Source organism: Anaerococcus hydrogenalis DSM 7454 (assembly GCF_000173355.1).
Classification (GTDB): Bacteria; Bacillota; Clostridia; order Tissierellales; family Peptoniphilaceae; genus Anaerococcus; species Anaerococcus hydrogenalis.
Genome location: NZ_ABXA01000047.1, coordinates 22021 through 46023 on the forward strand (window position 1 = coordinate 22021; position 24003 = coordinate 46023).

Below are 24003 nucleotides of genomic sequence, written 5' to 3' on the forward strand. Positions count from 1 at the left end.
CTTATTCCTCACTAGTTTCTTCATAATACTTGGTTACAGAAACGATATAATCTTCAGTATTTTCAAGATTTTTTAATTTAACACCTAGGGTATTTCTACCTGTAGTTGATATGTCTCTTGTTGATATTCTAATCATATCTCCCTTTAGAGAAACCATCATTATATCATCATCCAAATTAGCAGGAAGGGTAGCTACCACATCTTTTGTTTTTTCTGTAATCTTGTGGCACCTTACTCCCTTTCCTCCCCTATTTTGGTTATTGAAATTATTGAAGGATGTTTTTTTACCAAAACCATTTGCAGTTACAACTACCAAATAAACTTCATCCTCAACAATATTCATTGAAACAACCTTGTCATCTTCTCCAAGTCTAATTGCCCTTACTCCTCGGGCATTTCTTCCCATAGACCTGATGTCTGATGAGGCAAATTTAATTGCCATTCCCTTTTTGGTTGTTACAATTATATCACAAGGCTTATCTATTTGCCTAATTGAAACAAGTCTGTCCCCATCTTCAAGTGAGATTGCTATAATTCCATTTCTTTGGATATTTGTAAATAATTCTGCATCAGTTTTTTTGATTTTTCCATTTTCTGTTTGAAATACTAGTTGGCTTTTTTCATTAAGGTTTGATAATTCCATAATATCTGTGATTTTTTCATCACTTGAAAGAGAAATCAAATTGATTATAGCTTGTCCCCTTGATTGCCTGCTTGCTTCTGGAATTTCATAGCATTTTAATGAATAAACTCTTCCAAGGTTTGTGAAACAAAGTAGGGATTCGTGGGTATTTGTTGTAAGAATTTTTTGGATAAAGTCATTTTCTTTTGTATTTCCAGCAGAAATTCCCTTACCGCCCCTATTTTGTACCTTGTAGGTGTTTATTGGAAGTCTTTTTATATAGCCATCATGAGTTAGGGAGATTAATACATCTTCTTTTTCGATTAATTCTTCAATATCAAATTCTCCCTCATCTGGTACAATTTTTGTCCTTCTATCATCAGCATATTTTTCTTTTATTTCTAAAATTTCTTCTTCGATAACGCTAATTAATTTTTCTTCATCATTTAAAATTGATGTGAAATATTCAATTTTTTCAGCTAATTCCTTATCTTCAGCTTGTAGTTTTTCAATTTCAAGACCTGATAGTCTCTTTAGTTGCATATCTAAAATAGCTTGAGATTGTGGATCTGTTAAGCCAAATTTTTCATTAAATATTTTTTTGATTTGGTCGTTATCATAAGATGATCTGATTATTTTGATAATTTCATCAATATTATCAATAGCAATAATCAAACCTTCAACTATGTGTTTTCTTTTTTGTGCCTTATCAAGGTCAAATTTTGTCCTTCTTCTTACTACATCTTTTTGATGTTTTACATAGTATTTTATTAATTCTTTTAAGTCAAGAATTTTTGGAACCCCATCAACAAGGGCAAGGTTTATAATTCCGAAGGTTGTTTCAAGTTGAGTTTGCTTGTAGAGATTATTTAGGACTATATTGGCATTTGAATCCCTTTTTACCTCTATTACAATTCTCATTCCCTTTCTATCGGACTCATCCCTAATATCAGAAATTCCTTCAAGTTTTTTATCTTTAACATATTCAGCAATTTTTTTGATTAAATTTGCCTTATTTACTTGGTAAGGTATTTCTGTAACAATTATTCTTTCCCTATTTTTTTTGAAAGGTTCAATTCTTGCTACTGCACGAAGTTTTAATTTTCCACGTCCAGTTTTGTAGGCTTTTTTGATTCCAGCTTTTCCTAGAATTTGTGCTCCAGTTGGAAAATCTGGTCCCTTTATAATATCTGCTAGTTCTTTTACAGAAATTTCAGGATTATTCATGTAAGCAATACAAGCATCAATTGAATCTCCCAAATTATGGGGAGCCATATTTGTTGCCATTCCTACTGCTATACCATTTGATCCATTTACCAAAAGATTTGGAAATCTTGATGGAAGAACTGTTGGTTCTTTTTCTTCCTCGTCAAAGTTTGGCATAAAGTCAACTGTATCTTTGTTGATATCTCTAAGCATTTCTTTGGCAATCTTACTCATCTTAACTTCTGTATAACGCATAGCAGCTGCGTCATCACCGTCGATTGATCCAAAGTTTCCTTGGCCGTTTGCCAAAGGATATCTAGTTGAAAAATCTTGGGCAAGTCTTACAAGGGCATCGTAGATTGCAGAGTCTCCATGAGGGTGGAATTTACCCATAACCTCACCGACAACTCTGGCTGATTTTCTGGTAGGCTTATTTGGATCAAGTCCAAGGCCTTCCATTCCGTATAAAATTCTTCTATGAACTGGTTTTAATCCATCACGTACATCTGGTAGGGCTCTTGAAACAATTACTGACATGGAGTATTCCAAGTAGGCACTTCTCATTTGCTCTTCAAGTTCTACCTCTATGATGTTTTGATAATTTTCTTCTGTCATTTATCCTCCTAGACATCTAAATTTTCAACATATTGGGCATTTTCTTCAATAAATTCTCTTCTAGGTTCTACCTTCTCACCCATTAGCATTGAAAATGTTGCGTCGGTTGACATTTGTGAATCTTCTTTTTCATATACTTGAAGTAAGACCCTATTTTCTGGATCCATGGTTGTTTCCCACAATTGTTCTGCGTTCATTTCTCCAAGACCCTTGTATCTAGAAATTTTGTAATTATCTGTTTTCCATTCTTTTACAATTTCTTCTAATTCCTTATCTGTATAACAATATCTTTCTTTTTTTCCACTAGAAACCTTATAAAGTGGTGGTTGGGCTATATAAATATGGCCTTCATCCACAAGTGGTTTCATATACCTATAGAAAAATGTTAAAAGTAAGGTTCTAATGTGAGCTCCGTCTACATCGGCATCTGTCATGATAATAATTTTTCCATAACGAAGTTTACTTAGGTCAAATTCTTGGCCAATTCCTGTACCAAAGGCTGTAATCATTGATTTTATTTCTTCATAATTTAAAATCCTATCAAGATTTGCCTTTTCTACATTCATTATTTTTCCTCTTAGGGGAAGAATTGCTTGAATCCTATTATCACGTCCACCTTTTGCAGATCCACCAGCTGAATTACCCTCGACTATAAAAATTTCATTTTCTCCTATATCTTGGGATTGGCAGTCAGCTAGTTTTCCAGGAAGGGTTGTTGAATCGAGAATTGATCTTTTTCTTGTTAAATCTCTTGCCTTTCTTGCAGCCTCCCTTGCCCTTCTTGATGCAAGGGCCTTTTGGATAATGGTCTTTGCAATTTTTGGATTTTCTTCTAAGAAGCTTCCCATATGTTCTGAGAAAAAGGCATCTACTGCTCCCCTTACTTCACTGTTACCAAGTTTTCCCTTGGTTTGCCCCTCAAATTGAGGATTTGAAATTTTTACTGAAATAATTGCAGTAATTCCCTCTCTGGCATCATCACCTTGGAGGTTATCTTCATTTTCCTTTAAAAGATTATATTTTCTTGCATAATCATTTACACTTCTTGTCAAAGCTGACCTAAATCCTGATAGGTGGGTTCCACCTTCTACTGTGTAAATATTATTTGCAAAGGTTAGGATATTTTCGCTATATCCGTCTGTATATTGGAAAGAAATTTCAACTTCTGTAGATTCTTGCCTTCCTTCAAAGTACGGAATTTCTTTAAAGATTGGAGTTTTGTTTCTATTTAAATATTTTACAAATTCTTTTATTCCACCATCGTATTTAAATTCAACTTCAGATTCATCTCTTTTATCTTCAAAAATAAGTCTTACACCCTTATTTAAAAAGGCCATTTCCCTAAACCTATTTTCTAGGGTATTTTTGTTATAAACTGTTACATCAAAAATTTCAGGATCTGCCTTAAAACTAATTTTTGTTCCTGTTTCTTTTGTATCTCCAATTATTTCAAGATCACTTGTGGATTTTCCCCTTTCAAAAGTCATCCTATAGATATGACCTTCTCTTTTAACTTCTGCTATCAAATATTCACTTAGGGCATTTACAACAGAAACTCCTACTCCGTGAAGACCTCCTGATACCTTGTAGGCCTTATCATCAAATTTTCCTCCAGCGTGTAAAACTGTAAGGACTGTTTCCAAGGTTGATTTTCCAGTTTGGGGATGTTTTTCAATAGGAATTCCTGATCCATCATCTTCTACTGTTACTATATTATTTTCATCTATACTTATTTTTATGTAGTCACAACGACCTGCAAGAGCCTCATCTACTGAGTTATCTACAACCTCATAAACTAAATGGTGAAGTCCCCTTTCGCTTGTTGATCCTATATACATTCCAGGTCTAAGTCTTACTGGTTCAAGTCCCTTTAGGACCCTAATGTTCGAAGCATTATATTGTGTATTATCCATAAGATTCCTTTCTATTATTTAATGTGGCCATCTTTTATTTTTCTAATTTTGGACTTATCTACCCTATCCAAACTTTTTGTATTTGTGGCAGTAATTATGGTTTGAAACCTTCCTAAATTTTCCAACAAAAAATTAGATCTTTTTTCATCAAGTTCTGAAAAAACATCGTCAAATAAAATTATGGCCTTATCTTGGCTAGTATTTTCTATTAAATTTACATTGGCAAGTTTAATATTTAAAATTGCAGACCTTTGCTGGCCTTGTGACCCAAATTTTTTGCTATCTTTTCCATTTATTATTATATCAATTTCATCTCTTTGAATACCTGCTGTAGTCCTATAATATTTTAGGTCGTAGGATTTATTTTTTGAAAATTTTTCCCTATATTCTTCTATATCTTTAGCCACAATATCTGGCCTATATATTATAGACAAGTCTTCCTTATTTTCTGTAAGATTTGAGTGATTTTTCTTGGCATAGTTATTTATAAGGGAAATATATTTTTCCCTATACCTATAAATTTTATAATTTAGCCTAATAATTTGCTGGTCAAAGGCCATAAGTTCTTCCTTAAAATATTTTGACCTTTGATTTTTTAGTACTTTATTTCTTTGGCTAAGGACTTTGTCAAAATCTTTTTTCAAAGCCTTATAACTAAAGTTAACACTAATTATTATATCATCAATTAAGTTTCTTCTAAAATTTGGCCCATCTTTTATTATAGTTAAGTCTTCTGGGGTAAATAAAACAAGCTTGAAAAGGGATTTTAAATCCTTATTTTTGTCGTATTTTATATCATTTACAAAAATTTCCTTCTTATTTTCATTGACCCTTATTTTTACATTTTTAAAGGATTCATTTTTTCTAATAAGACCATCAAGGGCCATTTCCTTTTCATTAAACATGATAAGGTCCTTGTCCCTAAAAGACTTAAAACTTTTTGCATTTGCCAAATAATATATACTTTCAAGTAAATTTGTTTTTCCTTGGGCATTATCTCCCAAAAAAATATTTATATTTTCATTAAATTCTATATTTTGGGAAAGATAATTCCTAAATTTACTTAGCCTTAAACTTTGAATCCACATTATACAAGTCTTATTTCAAATTGATTGTTAAATTCTACCAAATCGCCCTTATAAAGTTTTTTTCCTGCTTGAAAATATTCTTCTCCATTTACCAAAATTCCATATTCTTTTATAAGATGTTTGGCTTCTCCTCCGCTTTGGGCTATGTCTGTCGCCTTTAAGAGGTCCTTGGCAAGAATCATATCTGATTTAAATTCTAATTTTTCCATAAAAACTCCTATTCTGCAAGTCTAACTGGTAGGGCAAGATAGGTAAATTCTTCGTCCTCGTATTTTGACTCATTCGGATAAATTAGGCAAGGGTTTAAGGAAGATTTTAAGTTCATTTTTATAGACTTTGTATCACAAGCCTTGACACCTTCTATCAAATACCTAGCATTGAAGGCTATTTTTACATCCTCACCCTCTTTTTGAATTTGGATTATCTCTTTTAAATCTCCAATTTCAGAATTTGATTCTATTAGACACTTATCGTCTTCTATATTTATTTTTATAAGATTTGCCCTTTGAGTATTATTTAATAATTGAGCTCTTTCCAAGGAATTAATAAGCTCTTGCCTATCAACTACAAGGCTTGTTGTAGAAATATCTGAAATTATATTTGTATAGTCAATGTAATTTTTATCTATTACCTTGCAATACATGGTAGTATCTCCAGATTCAAAAATTATATCCTTGTCATCCTTATAAATTTTTGTAATTTTTTCATCATCAATTATCCTAGTCCACTCTGATATAGATTTTCTAGGAATTATTAGCCTAGATTTATCCATTGATGAAGGATAAGATAATTTTAATTTTTTAAGGGCTACCCTGTAGCCATCAAGGGCAACAAAGTTTAAGTATCCATCCATTAATTCAAACAAGATTCCTGTAAGGGCAAGTTTTGTTTCATCTAAACTTGTTGCAAATTCTGTTTGTGAGATAGACCTTTTTAATTTATCATTTTGAATTTCCAAATAATCAACATTTGGAACCTTCAAGTCTTTCTTTTCATAATAATCAAAGGCTAAGATATTAAATTTAGATCCGTTACATTTTATTTTTATTTTTGAATCAACTACTTCTATTTTTATTAGCTCATCTGGTAATTTTCTTACTATATTAGAAATGATATTGGCATTTATTGCCATTTCTCCTTCTTCTATTACATTACAAGCTACTTTTGTAAGAATAGATATTTCTCCATCAGATGATGTTAGAGTAAGGCTGTCATTTTTGGCTTCAAAGTATATTAATTCATGAATTTGTATATTGGTTTTTCTTGACACAGCTTTGAGGGCTATGGAGATTTTATTTGATAAGTCTTTTTGTTGAATTTCTATTTTCATGTTGGCTCCTAACATATTATATAAACTTAGTAGTATTAGTAATAGGGGACGAGTATATGTGGATAAGTCTTATTAGCATTTATTTTTGAACGAAAAAATCAAATAATATCTTGTGGATAATTTTTTATAAGTCATCCACTTTTCCACACAATCCACAAGATAAAATAAAGATTTTTAAATGTTAATCTTATAAACAGGCTTATCCTCAAACTTATACACATTTTGTGGATAACTAAGATTTTATTTCTTTTATTAATTCCTCGATTTCTTGCCTAAAATCTTGGTCTTCTTCTATCATAGCTTCAATTTTATCATGACCATGCATAATTGTTGTATGGTCCCTATTAAATTCATTTGCAAGGCTTACTAGAGATATAGAAAGTAGGTGCCTGCAAAGATACATGGCAATTTGCCTTGGCATAACTATTTCTTTTTTCCTAGATTTACCCCTAAGGTCTGTCAATTTTACATGATACCTATCAGAAACTTTTTTTTGTATATCTTCTGTACTTATTTGTTTTTTATCCTTGTGGACTCTTGAACTAACCCCAAGTCTTGCATCTTCAAGGCTTACATAAGACCTATTATTTGATTTTGCACAGGCAATAGAAGTTGCAAGAGCTCCTTCTAAATCTCTTATATTTGTTTCAATATTTTCTGCTATATATTCTAAAATCTTATAATCAACAACAGCTCCCAGCTCATCTTGTTTTTTTTGTAAAATTGCAACTCTTGTTTCAAAATCAGGCTTTGAAATATCAACTATAATTCCCCAACCAAACCTAGAAACAAGTCTTTCTTCCAAGTGTTTAATTTCCTTTGGAGGCCTATCAGAAGAAATTACTATTTGTTTTCCCTGATTATATAAATCCTCGAAAGTATGGAAAAATTCTTCCTGGGTACCTGTTTTATTTGCAATAAATTGAATATCATCAATCAAAAGCATATCCACAGACCTATATTTTTTCCTAAACTCTTCATTGGTATTATTCCTAACGGCAGAAATCATTTCATTAGTAAATTTTTCACTAGAAAGATACATGACATAGCAGTCGTCTCTTTTTTTAAGAATTTCATGGGCTATAGCTTGCATCAAGTGAGTTTTACCAAGTCCACTAGACCCATAAATAAAAAGAGGATTATAAACTCTTGATACCTTATAGTTTGCCATATTCTCAGCAACAGATTGGCTAGCTGCAAGGGCTAGTTGGTTGGATTTACCTTGGACAAAATTTTCAAAAATATTATTTTTTTCAAGAAGTGGTTTGGGATACCTGTTTACATTATTAAGTCTTAGTTGACCATTATCATCAACATTTCTACCAAGAGTTAAAATATCTTCGTAATTTGGTCCATCTTTTGCAACTATTTCAACCTTATAGCTTGTACTTTCTCTCTTATTAATATCATTTAAAATAGCTTGCAATTGAGGAACCCAAATTTGGTCGAATATAAACTTGGTATCATTTTTTGGAATTTCTAAATAAATAGTATTATCATACTTATTTAAAGGTTTTAAAATACCAATCCAAGTTTCATACTGTTGAAGATCTGGAACATTCATTTTCATTTTTTCTTTTAATTCATTTGTTATGTATTCTAGATTCATCATTTTGGCTCTCTTTCATAAAATATTATCCACACAAAATAAATCAGTAAATCAGTAAATGTTAAATATATTTTTAAACTTATCCCCAAATTTTGGATAAGTTGTGGATAAGTCTAATGTGGATAGGTTAAATACTGAAAAATACAGGAGATTTTTCTAAATTTACAAGAAGATATCAGTAATCAAAAAAATTATCCACATCAATAAGCAAAAATTTATTAAAAATTCGACTTATCTTCATCTTTTACACAAGAGATTATACACTAATATAGCCATCTTGTAAAGTTATCCACAGATTGTTGATAATTTTGGGATAAGGTAAAAATTTTTAAATTTAGCAATATTAAAACCATGTGGATTTTGTGGATAAGTTGATAATTTATAAAAAATATCTTATATTTAACTTGGTAAATCTGTATTTTAAGGAAATTTTCAAAAAATACTTACAAAAAATTTAAAAAATATACATATAAAAACTTATCCAAGTGGCTTGTGCATAAAATATACATAAAAATACTTATCCACACTTACATAAAAATTTAGAATTAATGAATATTTGTATATTTTAGAAAAACTACTATGCATTCTTATTAAATAATTCTTAAAAATTTAAAATCGGAAATACTTAGATATTTTTTCTTGAGCCTATATCAAAGCTTAAAAAAATTAAAAAAATTTTTAATAAATTTATATATAAAACCTTGACTTTCTACCATTATTTAAATATAATAAAAGACAGCGTAAAATAATAGGAGGTGATAACATGAAGAGAACTTATCAACCAAATAGAAGAAAAAGAAAAAAAGACCATGGCTTTAGAAAAAGAATGTCAACTCCCGCTGGAAGAAGAGTTTTAAAATCCAGAAGACAAAAGGGAAGAAAGAAATTATCTGCATAATAAAAAAGCTGCGGCTTTTTTATATTGTAGATAAGGTTAGGTTTTATTCTTATGGAAAAACAATTTAGTTTAAGAAAGAATGTAGACTTTGAAAGGGTTTATAAAAAATCTAAGCACTACTACAATAGAGATTTTACCGTTTTTATTAAAAACAACGGTGTTAATAGGCCAAGGTTTGGTTTTTCTATTTCTAAAAAAATAGGCAAGGCCAACCAAAGAAACAAACTTAAAAGAAGACTTAGGGCAATAGTTTATGATAATTATAGGAACATCAATAATGTTGATATAATTATTATTCCAAAAAAACACACTACAGATTTTACTTACCAAAAACTTAAATCTTCTTTAGGCCATGTACTTAGTAAAGCCTTTAAGGACAAGAAAATTAGATATGTTAAATAAACTTTTTCTAATAATTATTAGATTTTATCAATTGTTTATTTCTCCACTCTTAGGCTCTGGAAAATGTAAATATTATCCTACCTGTAGCCAATATGCTATTGACTGTTTTAAAAAGTATAATTTTTTTAAGGCCTTTTTTAAGGCTAGTTGGAGAATTTTAAGGTGCAATCCTTTTTCTAAAGGAGGATATGATCCGGCCTAACAATTGATTTTTTTTATATTTACACTTAAGATTAGGAGAAATAATGTTAAATTTTATAGCACAATTATTGGGTAGCTTAATGAAACTTATTTATGATTCATTGGTAAATAATTTTACTGAACCATCAAATATGAGTTTTTATGCTATTTCAATTATTTTAATGACAGTCTTGGTTTCTTTAATTACAATACCAATGACTATGAATCAACAAAAGCAAGCTGCAAAAAGTGGGGAAATTCAACCTAAAATTGAAGAGATTAAGAAAAAATATGCCTATGACCCTCAAATTATGCAACAAAAAATGCAACAATTGTATAAAGAAGAAGGAGTAGGACCAGGACTTTCATCATGTCTTGTTATGATTTTTCAATTATTGATACTTTTATCTTTATATAGGGTAATACAAAGTCCTGACAAATATATTTTCCAAGGATCAATGCACCAAGTTAAGGATAATTTTTTATGGGTTCCAACCCTTTCAAAAGCAGATCCTTTATTTTATGGTCTACCACTTTTAACAAGTATAAGCCAGTTAGCGGTTCAAGTTTTTACTATGAAAACTTCACCACAAAGCCAGGCTCAAAATACTCCAGGCATGGGTTCTATGAACAATATGCTTATGATTATGCCAATTATTTATTATTTTGTATTTAGAAACCTACCAGCAGGTTTGCCACTTTATTGGACAACAAGTTCACTTGCAAGACTTATAATCCTTGGTGGTCAATACTTAATTGGTCTAAGCAAAAGAGATAAAGAGGAAGAAAATGAAAAGATCAATAGTAAAAACAGCAAAAACTAAAGATGAAGCTATAAAAGAAGCTTTAAAAGAGATTAATAAATCAATAGACGAAGTTGAAATTGATGTTTTAGAAGAAGAATCAACAGGATTTTTGGGTCTTATTGGTCAAAAGGATGCTGTTGTTAAGGTATCTTACCAAGAAGATATTAATGAGGGAATTGATTCTTTGATCAAAGAAATCGAAGAAGACACTAAAAAAGATCTTGAAAAAGAATTTGATGTAAAAAAAATATCAGAAGAAATTCAAGAAGAAAATAAAGAAGATATTGAAGAAAGTAAGCTCTTGGAACCTAAATTGGAAGATGAAAAAGAGTCTTTAGATCTTGAGGTTAAAAATGAAGAGGATAAAGAAGATGAAGTTAGCCTTTATTATAAGGCCAAAGATCTTTTAGAAATAATCCTTATTGATATGCACTTTGAAGATGTAAAAGTAATTGGAAATCTTGAAGATAATATTATTAAGCTTGAAGCTAAAATTGATCCAAGAGATACAGGCATTGTAATCGGCAAGGGTGGTAAGACACTTGATGCAATTGAAACTGTCATTAGAAAAATTATAAAGGCTAGGTCAAACAAGGTTAAGCTTAATATTGATATAAACAACTACAAAAAAAGAAGAGATGAAAAGATAATCATGCTTGCAGACCAAGCTTGCAAAAAAGTTTTGAAAACCAGAAAAAGTTGGAATTTAAAATATATGAATTCATATGAAAGAAGACTTGCTCACGAACAAATTTCAAAATATGATAAGCTTGATTCCCACTCAGAGGGAGTTGAACCAAAAAGATTTGTTGTGGTTGATTATAAATAAGAGATGTTTCACGTGAAACATCTTTTTTTATTGGTAAAATTAATGTATAATATTTAAAGAATGTTTATGTCAAAGGTAAACAGTCATTTAAGAAAGGATGAATTATGAGTGAATCTACAATAGCAGCAATTTCTACACCCCAAGGAAGTGGTGGTATATCTATAGTTCGTATGAGTGGCGATAAATCTTTTGACATTATAAAAAAGATTTTCAAGCCAATTAATAAAAGGGCTTTGGATAGGGATAAAGATAATAGGATGATGAGATACGGGCATATTGAAAAAGATGGCCGTATTTATGATGAGGTTATGGTTAACTTTATGAAAGGACCAAATACCTATACTAGGGAAGATATTTGTGAAATAAATTGTCACGGATCAATGATTTCTGTTAGGGATATTTTAAACCTACTATTAGATTTAGGATGTGAACTTGCAGATAGGGGAGAATTTACTAAAAGAGCATTTCTTAACGGAAGAATAGACCTATCTCAAGCTGAGGCAGTTTTAGATATTATAAATTCCACAAACGAGATTTCACAAAAGCAAGGCTTAAAACAATTATCAGGTTTGTTGAGAGAAAAAATAGAAGAAATAAGAAAAATTGAGCTTGAAGCCTTATCAAGAATTGAATATTCAATCAATTTTACCGAAGATGGGGAAGATCTTCCTCTTGATGATATAGTTGAATATATGGATAGGGCAAATGATGAAATTACAAAGCTATTATCAACTGCTAACAAGGGAAAATTGGTAAAAGATGGGATAGAAACTACAATTATAGGTAAACCAAATGTAGGAAAGTCTTCTCTTTTAAATGTCTTATTAAATGAAAATAGGGCTATAGTAACTGATATTCCTGGAACAACTAGGGATTCTATTACAGAGTATATTAACCTTGGAAATTTAACATTAAAGATAAATGATACAGCAGGTATTAGAGAAACTCACGATGAGGTTGAAAAAATCGGGGTACAAAGGTCAAAAGAATTGGCTCAAGGTGCTGATTTGATTATAGCAATTTTTGATAGGTCAAGAGAGATTGATGAGGAAGATAAGATTATTCTAGATCTATTGAAGGGAAAAAATGCTATTATTATTTTAAATAAAATTGACCTAGATTCAAAAATTTCAAAAGAGGATTTTGATGAAAATTTTACAATAATTGAAACATCTATGGTTTCAAGGGATGGAATTGATAAGCTTGAAGGAGCTATTTTTGATATTTTTGATTCTAAGGAATTAAATAAAGAGTCTTTGATGATTACAAACTTAAGACATGAGAGACTCTTAAATTCTTCAAAAGAAAAACTACAGTCATCTTTGAAGGATATTAAATCTTTTGTTCCTATTGATTGTGTAGAGGTAGATTTGAGATCTTCTTATGATGATTTGGGACTAATTATAGGTGAAACTGTTTCGGATGAAATAATGGATAAAGTATTTAGGGAGTTTTGTGTTGGAAAGTAATAAAAAATATATAGATGAATCTTATGATATTGTAGTTATAGGAGCAGGTCATGCAGGATGTGAAGCAGCCTTGAGTAGTGCAAGACTTGGTTTTAAAACTTTGGTTTTAACTACAAGTATGGAATCTGTGGCTGATATGCCATGTAATCCAAATATTGGTGGAACAGGAAAGGGCCACATAGTTAGAGAAATTGATGCCCTTGGTGGAGAAATGGCAATAAACATTGATAAGACCTTTATCCAATCAAGGATGCTAAATACATCTAAAGGACCTGCAGTTCATTCTCTAAGGGTTCAAGCTGACAAAATAAAATACCACCAAGAGATGAAAAAAACTCTTGAAAACCAAGAAAATTTGGACTTATTCGAGCAAGAAGTTGATAAGATTAATGTGGAAGATGGAAAAGTAAAAAGTATTGAAACAGTTCAAGGGGCAATTTTTCCAACCAAGGCCTGTGTAGTTTGTACAGGAACTTATTTAAATGGAAAAATCCTCATGGGAGATTTTCAAAAAACATCAGGACCCCATGGTCTTTCAGCAGCAACCCATCTTTCTGATAGCTTAGAGGAATTAGGTTTTTCCCTAAGACGTTTTAAAACGGGAACTCCTGCTAGGGTTGATAGGAAAAGTTTGGATTTAACAAAGACTGAAATTCAAAAAGGTGATGAAAATATTGTTGCTTTTTCATTTTTAAATGAAGGGAAGGATTTTTCTGACAAAAAGCAAGAAGCTTGTTATTTGACATATACTACTGAAAAAACAAAAGAAATTATCATGGAAAACTTAGAAAGGTCTCCTATGTATGGAGGTCTTGTAAAAGGAATTGGACCTAGATATTGTCCATCTATAGAAGATAAGATGGTAAGATTTCCTGATAGGGACATCCATCAAGTATTTATTGAGCCTGAAAGTCTTTCAACTGATGAAATGTATGTTCAAGGTGTTTCTTCAACCCTTCCCCAAGAAGTTCAAAAAGAATTTTATAAAACAATAGAAGGTCTTGAAGATTGTAAAATTATAAGACCTGCATATGGAATAGAATATGATTGCTTGGATTCTACAAACTTAAAAAGGAGTTTAGAGTCAAAAGAAATTGAAAATTTATTTTTTGCAGGACAAATAAATGGGTCAAGTGGATATGAAGAGGCAGCAGGTCAAGGGCTGGTTGCAGGAATAAATGCAGCCTTAAAATTAAGGGGGGATGACCCTTTGATTTTAGATAGGTCTGATGCCTATATTGGGGTCTTAATTGATGATTTGGTAACAAAAGGAACCAATGAGCCTTACAGGATGATGACATCAAGATGTGAATATAGACTTACTATGAGACAAGATAACGCTGACTTAAGACTTACTGAAAAGGCCCATGAAATTGGTCTGGTTACAGATGAGCGTTACCAAAAAATGATTGAAAAAAGAAAAAATATTGAAGGTGAAATAAAAAGACTTCAAAAGATAATGGTTGGTCCAAGCCAAGAAAATAATAAAATAATGGAAGAAATTGGATCAAGCCCTTTAAAAACTGGTTATAGCCTATTTGACCTAATAAAAAGACCAGAATTAACCTACGAAAAGCTTGAAATCCTAGATCGAGATAGACCAACACTTCCAAAATTCCAACAAATACAAGTCCAAACTGAAATCAAATACCAAGGCTATATTAAAAAACAAATGGCAGATATTGGAAAGTTTAAAAAGCTTGAAAATAAAAAACTTGACCATGATACAGACTATACAAAGATAAAGGGACTTAAAAAAGAATCTGCAGAAAAATTAAACAAAATAAAACCTGATTCAATAGGTCAAGCATCAAGAATATCTGGTGTTTCCCCAGCAGATATAAATGTGCTTTTGATTAGATTAAAGGCAGGAGATTTAAATGGATAAGTTTGAAAAATATGGGCAAATGCTAATAGAAACTAATAAAAAATTTAATTTGACAACGATTGATGAACCAGATCAAATAAAAATTAAACATTTCGAAGACTCCCTTACTATAAAGTCATATATTAATGAAGGCATGAAGGTTTTAGATATAGGATCTGGGGCAGGATTTCCTGGAATCCCATTAAGGATAGAAAAAGACTTTGACCTAACCCTGATTGATTCTGTAAATAAAAAAGTTAATTTTATGAACCAAGTCATAGAAGAGTTGGACCTTAAAAATACAAGAGCTATCCATGTTAGGGCAGAAGACTTTGCAAAAGAACATAGGGAAGAATTTGACATGGTTATATCAAGAGCTGTGGCAAATTTATCCACACTTTCAGAGTATGCCCTACCTTTTTTAAAGGTAGGAGGAATTTTTATAGCTATGAAAGGACCTAAGGCTGAAGAAGAATATGAAGATGCTAAAAATGCCTTGAAAATCTTGGGTGGGGAGCTTATAAATATAGATAGTATGGACCTTCATGGAAATACAAGAAAAAATATCTTGATTAAAAAAGTAAGGTCAACAAAAAAGAAATACCCAAGAGGTAAAAACCTACCAAAGAAAAACCCATTATAAAAATGTTTCACGTGAAACATTTTTTTTATTGAATTATAGAAAAGAGGTTTTATGAAAGCACAAATAATTTCTGTAGGCACAGAAATTTTACTAGGAAATATAACTGATACTAATTCCAAATTTCTAGCTAATAAACTTACTGAGTTAGGAATAGATGTTTTTAAAATGACTACTGTTGGGGATAATCCTGATAGGTTGTACAAGGCCTTTAAAGAAGCTGTAGAGAATGTTGATTATATTTTTACAACAGGAGGGCTTGGACCAACAGAAGATGATATAACAAAGGAAATTGCTATTAAAGTATTGGGTCAAGAAGACCAAGTTATTGTGGATCCAAGATCTAAAGAAAGGCTGGAGTCTTATTTTGCAAAAAAGAAAAAGGCTATGAAAATAAATTTAAAGCAAGCAAAATTTCCCAAAGATGCTATAATTTTGGATAATGATCGTGGAACAGCCCCAGGTTGTATTTTAAAAAATAAAATAATTCTTCTACCAGGTCCACCAAGAGAAATGGAGTATATGTTTGAACATAAACTTAAAAACCACCTAAGCCATGATTCTATTATTAAGTCTAGAAATTTAAAAATCGCCTTGTTGGGTGAATGGGATATGGCTAGTAGGATAGACCTATCTTCTAAAAATCCTACAATCTCTCCTTACTTTAACAATCAGGGTGGATATTTGAGAATTACTGCTAAGGCCAAAAGTGAAAATGAAGTAGATAGGCTTTTAGAGGAAAAAGAAAAGGAAGTTAAGGATGTTTTCAAAGATCTTTTAATTTCTGATGATAGCCTTAGAAAAGAAGAAACATTAATAAATTTATTAAAAGAAAGAAAAGAAAAAGTCTCAACTGCTGAGTCAGTAACAGGAGGATTTATTGCCTCTTCAATTATTGATATAGCCGGTGCAAGTGAAGTAATAGAAGAAGCTTTTGTAACTTATTCAGATAGGATAAAAGAAAAACCTTAAATGTTTCACATGAAACATTAGAAAAGTATGGAGCTGTAAGCAGTGAATGTGCCATAGAAATGCTAGATGGTTTGTATGAGCACACATTGGCAGATCTTTGTATTATTTCAACAGGCTATGCCCACAAGGGAGAAATAATTTTAGGCTTAAAATATAAGGATAAGAAAATTATTAAAGAATTTAATTTTTCAGCTGATAGGAATAAGGCGAGACTATTTGCAAAAAATAGGGCTATGGATCTTGCCATATTAATGATGAGAGGAAAGTATGAAGACAATATCGATATTTAATCAAAAAGGGGGAGTAGGCAAAACAACTAGTGTTGTAAATCTTGCTGTTGCCCTTTCAAAGTTAGGTAAAAAAGTTTTGGTAATTGATTTTGACCCTCAAGCAAATACCACAACAGGACTTGGTCTCGATAGAAACCAGGTCGAAAAATCTATTTATAAGATGTTTTATGTAGAAGATTACAAGGATTACATAGTAAAAACTGATGACGGTCCTTATTTGATAGCAAGTGAAAATTCCTTGTCAGGCTTAGAAGTTGAGCTTGTAAGTTTGGATGAGGAAGAAAGATTAAAAATGCTATATCAAATAATAGAAGAAATAAAAAAAGACTTTGACCTTATCTTGATAGACTGTCCTCCTTCTTTGGGACTTTTATCTTTAAATGCTCTTGTTGCAAGTGATTCAATAATAATTCCTATTCAAACAGAATATTATGCCTTGGAAGGGGTTAGTGAATTATTAAAAACTTATAACACAGTAAAAAATTCCATAAAAGAAGACTTAGAAATAGAAGGAATCTTACTTTGTATGTTTGACCAAAGAACAAATCTGTCTTACGAGGTTGTAGAAGAAGTTAAGTCATATTTTAAGGATAAAGTTTTTGCTACAATGATTCCAAGAAATATAAAACTCGCTGAGGCCCCTTCTTTTGGAAAAAGTGCAATTGTTTATGATGAAAATTCAAAGGGAGCTAGGGCCTATATGGACCTTGCAAAAGAGCTTATTGAAAATAATTTAAAGGACAAATCAAAGGAATCCAAAACAAAAAAAGTTTCACAAGAAAATTCTGAAGAGCTTTTAGAAAAAAATCCAGAAGATAAGACAGAGGATAAAGAAATAGAAAAAGATAAGTCTGAAGATAAAGAGATAGTAAAAGATAATAAAGAAGATAAAAAAGTTAAGGATAAGATAGAAAAAAGTGAAGAAGCTGATCAAGGATTAGTTCATAAAAATAAGTTTTCATTTAACGAGAACAAGTTATTAAATAATGAGAAGAGGGATTAGCTATGACAAAAAAATCTTTGGGTAGGGGACTTGGGTCTCTGATTCCAGAAAATAATAAAAGAAATAAGACCATAGTAAGAATTCCTATGGAAAAAATTTATACTAGAAAAGATCAACCAAGAAAAAATTTTGATGATAAGGCTCTTTTAGGTCTTAGCCAGTCAATAGAAAAATATGGCCTTTTAAATCCAATTGTTCTTAGAAAAAACGGGATTAAATATGAAATTATTGCTGGTGAAAGAAGGTTTAGGGCAAGTAAACTTTTAGGGCATAAAGAAATTGATGCAATTATTAAAAATGTTGATAACAAGAATATAGATATTCTTTCTATAGTTGAAAACGTGCAAAGAGAAGATTTGACAGGTCTTGAAGAGGCGAATGCCTATAATGAATTGTGTCAAAACTATAATATGACCCAAGATGAGGTTGCAAAAACTGTTGGTAAATCAAGGTCTTATATAGCAAATAGCCTAAGGCTTTTAAAACTTGATGAAAATTCAAAAAGAGAACTACAAGAAGGAAATATTTCTTCATCACAGGCAAGGACCCTTCTTTCTATAAAAGATGAAGATGATAGAAAAAAATCTCTAGATGATTTTAAGAATAAGAAAACAAATATAAGAAAAGTAGAAAAAAAATCTAGAAAAAACAAGTCTATTAAAGATGATCAAAATTTAGACCAAATACTCTTTGAAGATTTTGAGGAAAAATTTATAGATCTTTTAAATTCAAAAGTAGAAATTAGAAAGAATAAGGAAGGATATAGGGTAAGTATAGATTGTTTTTCTATAGATGATATAGAAAATTTATATTGGAGTATAAAAAATGGAAAAAAATAAGATAATTGATTTTACAGTTAAAAATCTAATTAATAATACTAGAAAAAAAACTGCTAATCCTGGTGGTGGAGCTATAACAAGTTTGGTTGGAAATCTTGGCTTAAATTTAATATTAATGATGGCAAAAAAAGATTATGGGGATGAAAAATTAAATAAAAAGTCTCAAAAAAATAGAAAAGAAATTTAAAAAATATTCATCAGAATTAGAAGAATTGATGCAAGAAGATATAGACAAGGTTAATCTTTTAATAAGGGCCTATAAAGATGAAAATATCTCAAATTATGATGATTATATAATTGAGGCAAATAAGGCACCAAAAAGAACCATTGAACTAATGATAATTATCCTACAAGATTGTGATTTTATTCTAAAACATGGAAAAATCGAAGCAATAAGTGATGGGGAGATTGGACTAAGGCTTGTTAAAGAAGCTATACATTCTTCTTTTATAAATCTTACTATGAATGAAGAAAACCTAACAGATGAAAAAATAGAAAAGACAAATTACAAATCTATCATAAAATTTTGTGATAAGTTGTATAAGGATAATAAAAAAATCATCGATGAAAGGATAAAGAAATGGGACAAACAATAGCCATAATTATCTTATTTATTCTTGTTATTTTTGAATATTCAATGATAAAATCAAACAACAACAAATTAAGAAGACAAAAAAGAAGGTATGACCACCTATTAAGGGGAAAAAATCCTGATATTAATATGGAAGAATTAATTTTACAACTTAATGACCAAATTGAAGAGTCAAGTAGAGAAATTAGGTCTCTTGACCAAAGGGCTTCTGATACGAAAACTTCATCAATGGGAGCTGTAAGTAAGATGGCTGTTGTACATTTTGATGCTTTTGATAGCCAAAGAGGAAAAAATTCATTTTCCTTAACCCTTCTAGATTCTTACCATAATGGAATTGTTTTAACAAATCTTTATTCCCAAGATGGATCAAATACCTACCTTAAGGAAATAGTAAATGGAGAAAGTTTACAAGAATTATCTGATAGGGAAAAGGAGTGTTTAGAAAAAGCAAAATTATAGAAGAAAATTTCTTCAAATAGGGTATAATAGTAATGCTAAAATCGATTTATGATTAGGAGGTTATTATGGCAAACGATGGAGTTATGGAACTCGCTACTGAAAATATTAGGGGTAAAAACCGTACAATAGTATTTCCAGAAGGCGATGATTCAAGAGTATTAAGAGCAGCTATAAGACACAATGAAGATGGACTTATAGTTCCAATATTACTTGGTAACAAAGATGAAATTCAAAAAGTAGCAGACCAAGAAGGGGTAAAATTAGGAGATATCCAAATTATTAACCCAAGAGAAAGTGAACTACTTGATGAATTAGTAGATAGATACGTTGAGCTTAGAAAAGGCAAAAATACAAGAGAAGATGGTGAATATCTTCTTAAGAAAGACAACAACTATTTCGGAACTATGCTTATTGAAACAGGAAAAGCAGACGGAATGGTTTCAGGTGCAGCTCATCCAACTGGAGATACAGTAAGACCAGCCCTACAACTTATCAAAACAAGAAAAGGTGTAAATAGGGTTTCTGGTGTTATGATTATGCTTGGACCTAACGGGGAAAAATTATTATTTGCAGATACAGCAATTAATATTACCCTTCAATCTAATGAACTTGCAGAAGTTGCAGTAGAAGCTGCAAGAACAGCTGAAGAATTTGGTATAGAACCAATAGTTGCTATGCTATCATTTTCAACAAAAGGATCAGCTAAACACGAACTTGCAAGAAAGGTAGAAGAAGCTACAAAACTTGCAAAAGAAATGGATCCAGACTTAAGAATTGATGGAGAAATGCAATTTGATGCAGCTATTTCACCACAAGTAGCAAGAAAGAAAATTCCAAACTCAGATGTTGCTGGAAGGGCAAAAGTATTTATATTCCCAGACCTACAAGCTGCAAACATTGGATATAAAATTGGTCAAAGACTTGGAAATTACGAAGCTTTAGGACCAATACTTCAAGGGTTAAACAAACCAGTAAATGACCTTTCAAGAGGATGTAACGAAGAGGATGTATATAAACTAACAATTCTAACAGCTAACCAAGTTAGAGATTAAGAAAAAATAAAAGAGACAGTCATTTGATTGCCTCTTTTGTTATACAAAAAAATTAACTATAAAACATATAGACAATGAAACACAATAAAAAGAGGTGGCAATTATATTTAAAGATGAAGTAAAACAAAATGCAAAGGCCGTTGTGCCTATAGCAATTTTAGTTTTAATATTAAACTTATTTAGGCCGGTAGATAATAAATTAGTAGGAAATTTTTTATTAGGATGCCTGGGAGTAATCTTAGGTCTTTCCATTTTCCTAACAGGAGTGGACCTATCCATATCAAAAATAGGATCTTTTATGGGAGATTTTATAGCAAAATCTGAAAATATTTAAAAGGTAGTAATATTTGGAATATTTATTGGATTTATAATTTCAGTTGCAGAACCTGACCTTTTAATTTTAGCAAACCAAGTAAGAAGTGCAGTTGGATTAAAATCATTTTTGATAGTAGCAGTAATATCTGCAGGTGTTGGAGTAATGATATCAATTGGTCTTTACAGGATATTTAAAGAAATTAAACTTTCAATCCTTATGATGGTAGTTTATGGGGTAATTTTTATCCTCATGCTTATAACAAATGATCTAGGTCATGCTATAGCCTTTGATGCATCAGGGGCTACAACAGGGGCAATGACCACTCCCTTTATTATAGCTCTAGGCCTTGGTGTAAGTAAGTTAAAAGGATAAAGTAAGGGGGAAGAAAACTCCTTTGGCCTTGTAGGCATTGCATCAGCAGGACCAATCCTTGCAGGATTGTTGATGAGCCTTTCAATAGATTCATCAAATGTCTTGATAGAAGAAGTGGCTCATACGTCAGCCATATATTCAGGCTTTAAATCAGCGACCTTTGCAATAGTTCCAATAAGCTTGGTATTTTTTGTAATGGATAAATTAGTTTTTAAAATTAAAATAAAAAAAATATACATCTTGGTCTAATCTACACCTACCTAGGCCTTATAATATTTTTGGCAAGCGTTGAAGGTGGATTCATGGAACTTGCAAGAGTAATGGGAGAAAATTATGCAGATTTTAAACTTGTTCCATTAATAGGATTTATCTTAGGACTTTTGGTTGTTTTGGCAGAGCCTGCAGTTTTTGTATTATCAGAGCAGGTAGAAGAAGTTACAGGAGGATCAATTCATAAGTCTTCAATAATGAAGGCCCTTTCACTTGGAGTTGCCTTTGCAGTAATGCTTGCTATGTTTAGGATAAAAATTGAAGGGTTTAAATTATGGATGCTAATAGTACCAGGATTTTTGCTTGCCCTAATCGTATCAAGAAATGTTCCCCAACTTTTTGTAGGAATTGCCTTTGATTCGGGAGGAGTTGCATCAGGCCCAATGACAGCAACCTTTATCCTTGCCTTTTGTCAAGGTGTTGCAGGAAATGTAGCAGATGGATTTGGAGTAATAGCCTTTGTGGCTTTAATGCCAGTAATAACAATAATGATAATGGGATCTTTTTATAAGGAGGCCATAGAAGGATAATGAAATATTTAAGAATAATAACATCAAGATCAAAAGGATCTAAGTTTATGGACAAATTAGAAAAACACGGTGCTAAGTCAATTTCTTGCCTTTTGGCAGAAGGCTCTGCCAATGATCATATTTTGGAAGCTTTGGGAATTAACAAAGAAAAAAAAGAAATAGTATCAGCCCTTGTAAATGATGAATTGGTAAAGGACTTGTTAGATAAGTTAAAAGAAAAATTCGATAAGAAAAATACATCTATAATGTTTACAACACCACTAGACTTAAAAGGAGAAGTTAATATGGAATATGAAGCTTTGTATGTAATAGTTAACAAAGAAAATGCAGATAAGGTTATAGAAATATCCCAAAAAGAAGGGGCAAGGGGAGCTACTGTTGTCCATGGAAGAGGATCAGGTATTCAAAAAAAATCAGTATTTTTAAATATGACAATTGAACCTGAAAAAGATATTGTCATAATGTTAATCAAAAAAGAAATATCTGAAAAAGTTAAAAGCTCCATTTATGAGGCTATGAATCTGGAAGAAAATTCTCAAGGAATACTTTTCTCCTTGCCAGTTTCAGACGTTCGTGGACTTGTTGAGCAAAATTAAGACGGTATAATTATAAAAAATGGAGGATATTATGAAAGAGATAAATACAAGCGAATTTGATACACATGTTTTAGAAAATGATGGAATAGTTTTGGTAGATTTTTCAGCAACTTGGTGTGGACCTTGTAAGATGCAAAAGCCAGTTCTTGAACAAATGGAAGATAAATTAGAAATATATTCTGTAGATGTTGACCAAAGTCCAGAACTTGCAGGAAGATATAATGTAAATGCAGTCCCATCATTGATGTTATTTAAGGGTGGAGTATTAAAAAATACCCTAGTGGGTTTCCAAGCTAAAGAAGTTATTCTTGAAGAAGTAGAAAAGCTTAAATAATGGATTACGACTTAATAGTTGTTGGATTTGGACCTGCAGGAATAGCTGCAGGTCTTAATGCAAGTATAAGAAAGAAAAAAGTTTTAATAATAGGAAAAAAATCAAAGGCCATTGAAAAAAGTCCCTCAATAAAAAATTATTTGGGCTTTAAGGACTTGGAAGGTAAGGATTTATACCAAAGATTTATAGACCATATAAAGGAGTATCCAGTAGAAATAATGGATAAAAAAATCAAGGCAGTTTATGCCTTGGGTGATTATTTTTCAGTAGATCTTGGAGATAAAATGCTTACATCAAAAACTTGTATCCTAGCTTCAGGAGTTGATATGGGAAAATCCATAGAAGGTGAGGATAAATTTTTTGCCAAGGGAATTTCTTACTGCGCAACCTGTGATGCAAGTCTATATAAAGGAAAGAAAGTTGTCCTAGTAGGCTTAAATGATGAGGCAATAGATGAGGCAAACTTTATAAATAAGCTTGCTAAAGAGACTATCTTTATAAATCCAAAAAATAAAGATATAAAGCTTGACCAAGGTATTAAAATTATAAATAAAAAACCTAAAGAATTTATTGGAGATATGAAGGCATCTTCTTTAATTTTAGAAGATGGGGAAAAAATTGAGGCTGATGGATTTTTTGTTATAAAAAATTCTTCAAAACCACAAAGCCTAGCTCCTTCAGTAAAAATTGAAAATGGCCATATAAAAGTTGATTCAAATATGCAAACAAATATAAAGGGCTTATTTGCTTGTGGTGATATAGTTGGAAGACCTTATCAAATCAACAAGGCAGTTGGCCAAGGACAAATTGCTGGCTTAAATGCAGCAAGTTATAAATAATGTTTCACGTGAAACATAAAATGTCATACTTTAGGGTATGGCATTAATTTTTTGAAAAACACAAT

23 protein-coding genes and 3 pseudogenes are annotated in these 24003 nt (G+C 31.1%); 20 read left to right on the forward strand and 6 right to left on the reverse strand.

Annotated features, from left to right (window positions below; all coding sequences use genetic code 11):
* Nucleotide 1: 1 nt before the first annotated feature.
* The 6 genes from gyrA to dnaA all read right to left on the reverse strand — a co-directional run bounded on the left by gyrA (nt 2) and on the right by dnaA (nt 8383).
* A complete protein-coding gene (gyrA, locus tag ANHYDRO_RS08505; protein WP_004815733.1) occupies nt 2-2443 on the reverse strand; it encodes a DNA gyrase subunit A in 2442 nt (813 codons plus the stop codon).
* Nucleotides 2444-2451: 8 nt separating this feature from the next.
* A complete protein-coding gene (gyrB, locus tag ANHYDRO_RS08510) occupies nt 2452-4356 on the reverse strand; it encodes a DNA topoisomerase (ATP-hydrolyzing) subunit B (RefSeq protein ID WP_004815734.1) in 1905 nt (634 codons plus the stop codon).
* Nucleotides 4357-4370: 14 nt separating this feature from the next.
* The gene (gene recF, locus ANHYDRO_RS08515; protein ID WP_004815737.1) at nt 4371-5444 is read right to left on the reverse strand and encodes a DNA replication/repair protein RecF; all 1074 of its coding nucleotides are present in this window, start codon (nt 5442-5444) and stop codon (nt 4371-4373) included.
* Nucleotides 5444-5653, reverse strand: coding sequence for an RNA-binding S4 domain-containing protein (locus ANHYDRO_RS08520; RefSeq protein ID WP_004815739.1), 210 nt, complete (start codon nt 5651-5653; stop codon nt 5444-5446). Before ANHYDRO_RS08520 ends, recF begins: the two co-directional genes overlap by 1 nt.
* 8 nt (nt 5654-5661) lie before the next feature.
* Nucleotides 5662-6774, reverse strand: a complete 1113-nt coding sequence (dnaN, locus tag ANHYDRO_RS08525; protein ID WP_039914514.1) for a DNA polymerase III subunit beta — start codon at nt 6772-6774, stop codon at nt 5662-5664.
* A 232-nt stretch (nt 6775-7006) separates the two neighbouring features.
* A complete protein-coding gene (gene dnaA, locus ANHYDRO_RS08530; protein ID WP_039914521.1) occupies nt 7007-8383 on the reverse strand; it encodes a chromosomal replication initiator protein DnaA in 1377 nt (458 codons plus the stop codon).
* A 763-nt stretch (nt 8384-9146) separates the two neighbouring features.
* On the opposite strand from dnaA, the gene rpmH reads away from it, so the two are divergent.
* The 20 genes and pseudogenes from rpmH to ANHYDRO_RS08620 all read left to right on the forward strand — a co-directional run bounded on the left by rpmH (nt 9147) and on the right by ANHYDRO_RS08620 (nt 23938).
* Nucleotides 9147-9281, forward strand: a complete 135-nt coding sequence (gene rpmH / locus ANHYDRO_RS08535) for a 50S ribosomal protein L34 (protein ID WP_004815746.1) — start codon at nt 9147-9149, stop codon at nt 9279-9281.
* Nucleotides 9282-9332: 51 nt separating this feature from the next.
* Nucleotides 9333-9683, forward strand: a complete 351-nt coding sequence (gene rnpA / locus ANHYDRO_RS08540) for a ribonuclease P protein component (RefSeq protein WP_004815747.1) — start codon at nt 9333-9335, stop codon at nt 9681-9683.
* On the forward strand, nt 9673-9885 hold the full coding sequence (gene yidD, locus ANHYDRO_RS08545) for a membrane protein insertion efficiency factor YidD (RefSeq protein WP_004815749.1): 213 nt from the start codon (nt 9673-9675) through the stop codon (nt 9883-9885). The genes rnpA and yidD overlap by 11 nt, the downstream gene beginning before the upstream one ends.
* A gap of 43 nt (nt 9886-9928) precedes the next feature.
* Nucleotides 9929-10687, forward strand: coding sequence for a YidC/Oxa1 family membrane protein insertase (locus ANHYDRO_RS08550; protein WP_004815751.1), 759 nt, complete (start codon nt 9929-9931; stop codon nt 10685-10687).
* Nucleotides 10653-11498, forward strand: coding sequence for an RNA-binding cell elongation regulator Jag/EloR (jag, locus tag ANHYDRO_RS08555; protein WP_004815752.1), 846 nt, complete (start codon nt 10653-10655; stop codon nt 11496-11498). The genes ANHYDRO_RS08550 and jag overlap by 35 nt, the downstream gene beginning before the upstream one ends.
* A gap of 104 nt (nt 11499-11602) precedes the next feature.
* On the forward strand, nt 11603-12967 hold the full coding sequence (mnmE, locus tag ANHYDRO_RS08560; RefSeq protein WP_004815755.1) for a tRNA uridine-5-carboxymethylaminomethyl(34) synthesis GTPase MnmE: 1365 nt from the start codon (nt 11603-11605) through the stop codon (nt 12965-12967).
* Nucleotides 12954-14855 carry a tRNA uridine-5-carboxymethylaminomethyl(34) synthesis enzyme MnmG gene (gene mnmG, locus ANHYDRO_RS08565; RefSeq protein ID WP_004815757.1) on the forward strand — a complete coding sequence of 634 codons (1902 nt, stop codon included), beginning with the start codon at nt 12954-12956 and terminating at the stop codon, nt 14853-14855. The genes mnmE and mnmG overlap by 14 nt, the downstream gene beginning before the upstream one ends.
* Entirely contained in the window at nt 14848-15477 is a 630-nt protein-coding gene (rsmG, locus tag ANHYDRO_RS08570; RefSeq protein WP_004815759.1) for a 16S rRNA (guanine(527)-N(7))-methyltransferase RsmG, read from the forward strand. Before mnmG ends, rsmG begins: the two co-directional genes overlap by 8 nt.
* Before the next feature lie 51 nt (nt 15478-15528).
* Nucleotides 15529-16736: pseudogene (locus ANHYDRO_RS08575) on the forward strand (CinA family nicotinamide mononucleotide deamidase-related protein).
* Entirely contained in the window at nt 16714-17739 is a 1026-nt protein-coding gene (locus ANHYDRO_RS08580) for an AAA family ATPase (protein WP_004815765.1), read from the forward strand. The pseudogene ANHYDRO_RS08575 and the gene ANHYDRO_RS08580 overlap by 23 nt, the downstream one beginning before the upstream one ends.
* A 2-nt stretch (nt 17740-17741) precedes the next feature.
* Entirely contained in the window at nt 17742-18578 is an 837-nt protein-coding gene (locus ANHYDRO_RS08585) for a ParB/RepB/Spo0J family partition protein (RefSeq protein ID WP_004815767.1), read from the forward strand.
* Nucleotides 18565-19174 (forward strand): annotated as a pseudogene (locus ANHYDRO_RS08590) (cyclodeaminase/cyclohydrolase family protein). Before ANHYDRO_RS08585 ends, ANHYDRO_RS08590 begins: the two are co-directional and overlap by 14 nt.
* Nucleotides 19159-19629 (forward strand): DUF4446 family protein, encoded by a 471-nt coding sequence (locus tag ANHYDRO_RS08595; RefSeq protein WP_004815773.1) that lies wholly within the window; start codon nt 19159-19161, stop codon nt 19627-19629. Before ANHYDRO_RS08590 ends, ANHYDRO_RS08595 begins: the two are co-directional and overlap by 16 nt.
* A gap of 65 nt (nt 19630-19694) precedes the next feature.
* Complete coding sequence (gene pta / locus ANHYDRO_RS08600) at nt 19695-20681, forward strand: phosphate acetyltransferase (protein WP_004815775.1); 987 nt, start codon at nt 19695-19697, stop codon at nt 20679-20681.
* 142 nt (nt 20682-20823) lie between these two features.
* Nucleotides 20824-21369, forward strand: a pseudogene (locus ANHYDRO_RS10935) (DUF1538 family protein).
* 72 nt (nt 21370-21441) lie between these two features.
* Nucleotides 21442-21618: a hypothetical protein gene (locus tag ANHYDRO_RS10940; RefSeq protein ID WP_004815781.1), complete on the forward strand. Its 177-nt coding sequence runs from the start codon at nt 21442-21444 to the stop codon at nt 21616-21618.
* Between the two features lie 29 nt (nt 21619-21647).
* Nucleotides 21648-22169: a DUF1538 domain-containing protein gene (locus tag ANHYDRO_RS10945; protein WP_004815784.1), complete on the forward strand. Its 522-nt coding sequence runs from the start codon at nt 21648-21650 to the stop codon at nt 22167-22169.
* Nucleotides 22169-22765, forward strand: coding sequence for a P-II family nitrogen regulator (locus ANHYDRO_RS08610; RefSeq protein ID WP_004815786.1), 597 nt, complete (start codon nt 22169-22171; stop codon nt 22763-22765). The genes ANHYDRO_RS10945 and ANHYDRO_RS08610 overlap by 1 nt, the downstream gene beginning before the upstream one ends.
* Before the next feature lie 31 nt (nt 22766-22796).
* On the forward strand, nt 22797-23099 hold the full coding sequence (locus tag ANHYDRO_RS08615; protein WP_004816358.1) for a thioredoxin family protein: 303 nt from the start codon (nt 22797-22799) through the stop codon (nt 23097-23099).
* The gene (locus ANHYDRO_RS08620) at nt 23099-23938 is read left to right on the forward strand and encodes an NAD(P)/FAD-dependent oxidoreductase (protein ID WP_004815790.1); all 840 of its coding nucleotides are present in this window, start codon (nt 23099-23101) and stop codon (nt 23936-23938) included. The genes ANHYDRO_RS08615 and ANHYDRO_RS08620 overlap by 1 nt, the downstream gene beginning before the upstream one ends.
* The last annotated feature ends 65 nt before the right edge of the window (nt 23939-24003 follow it).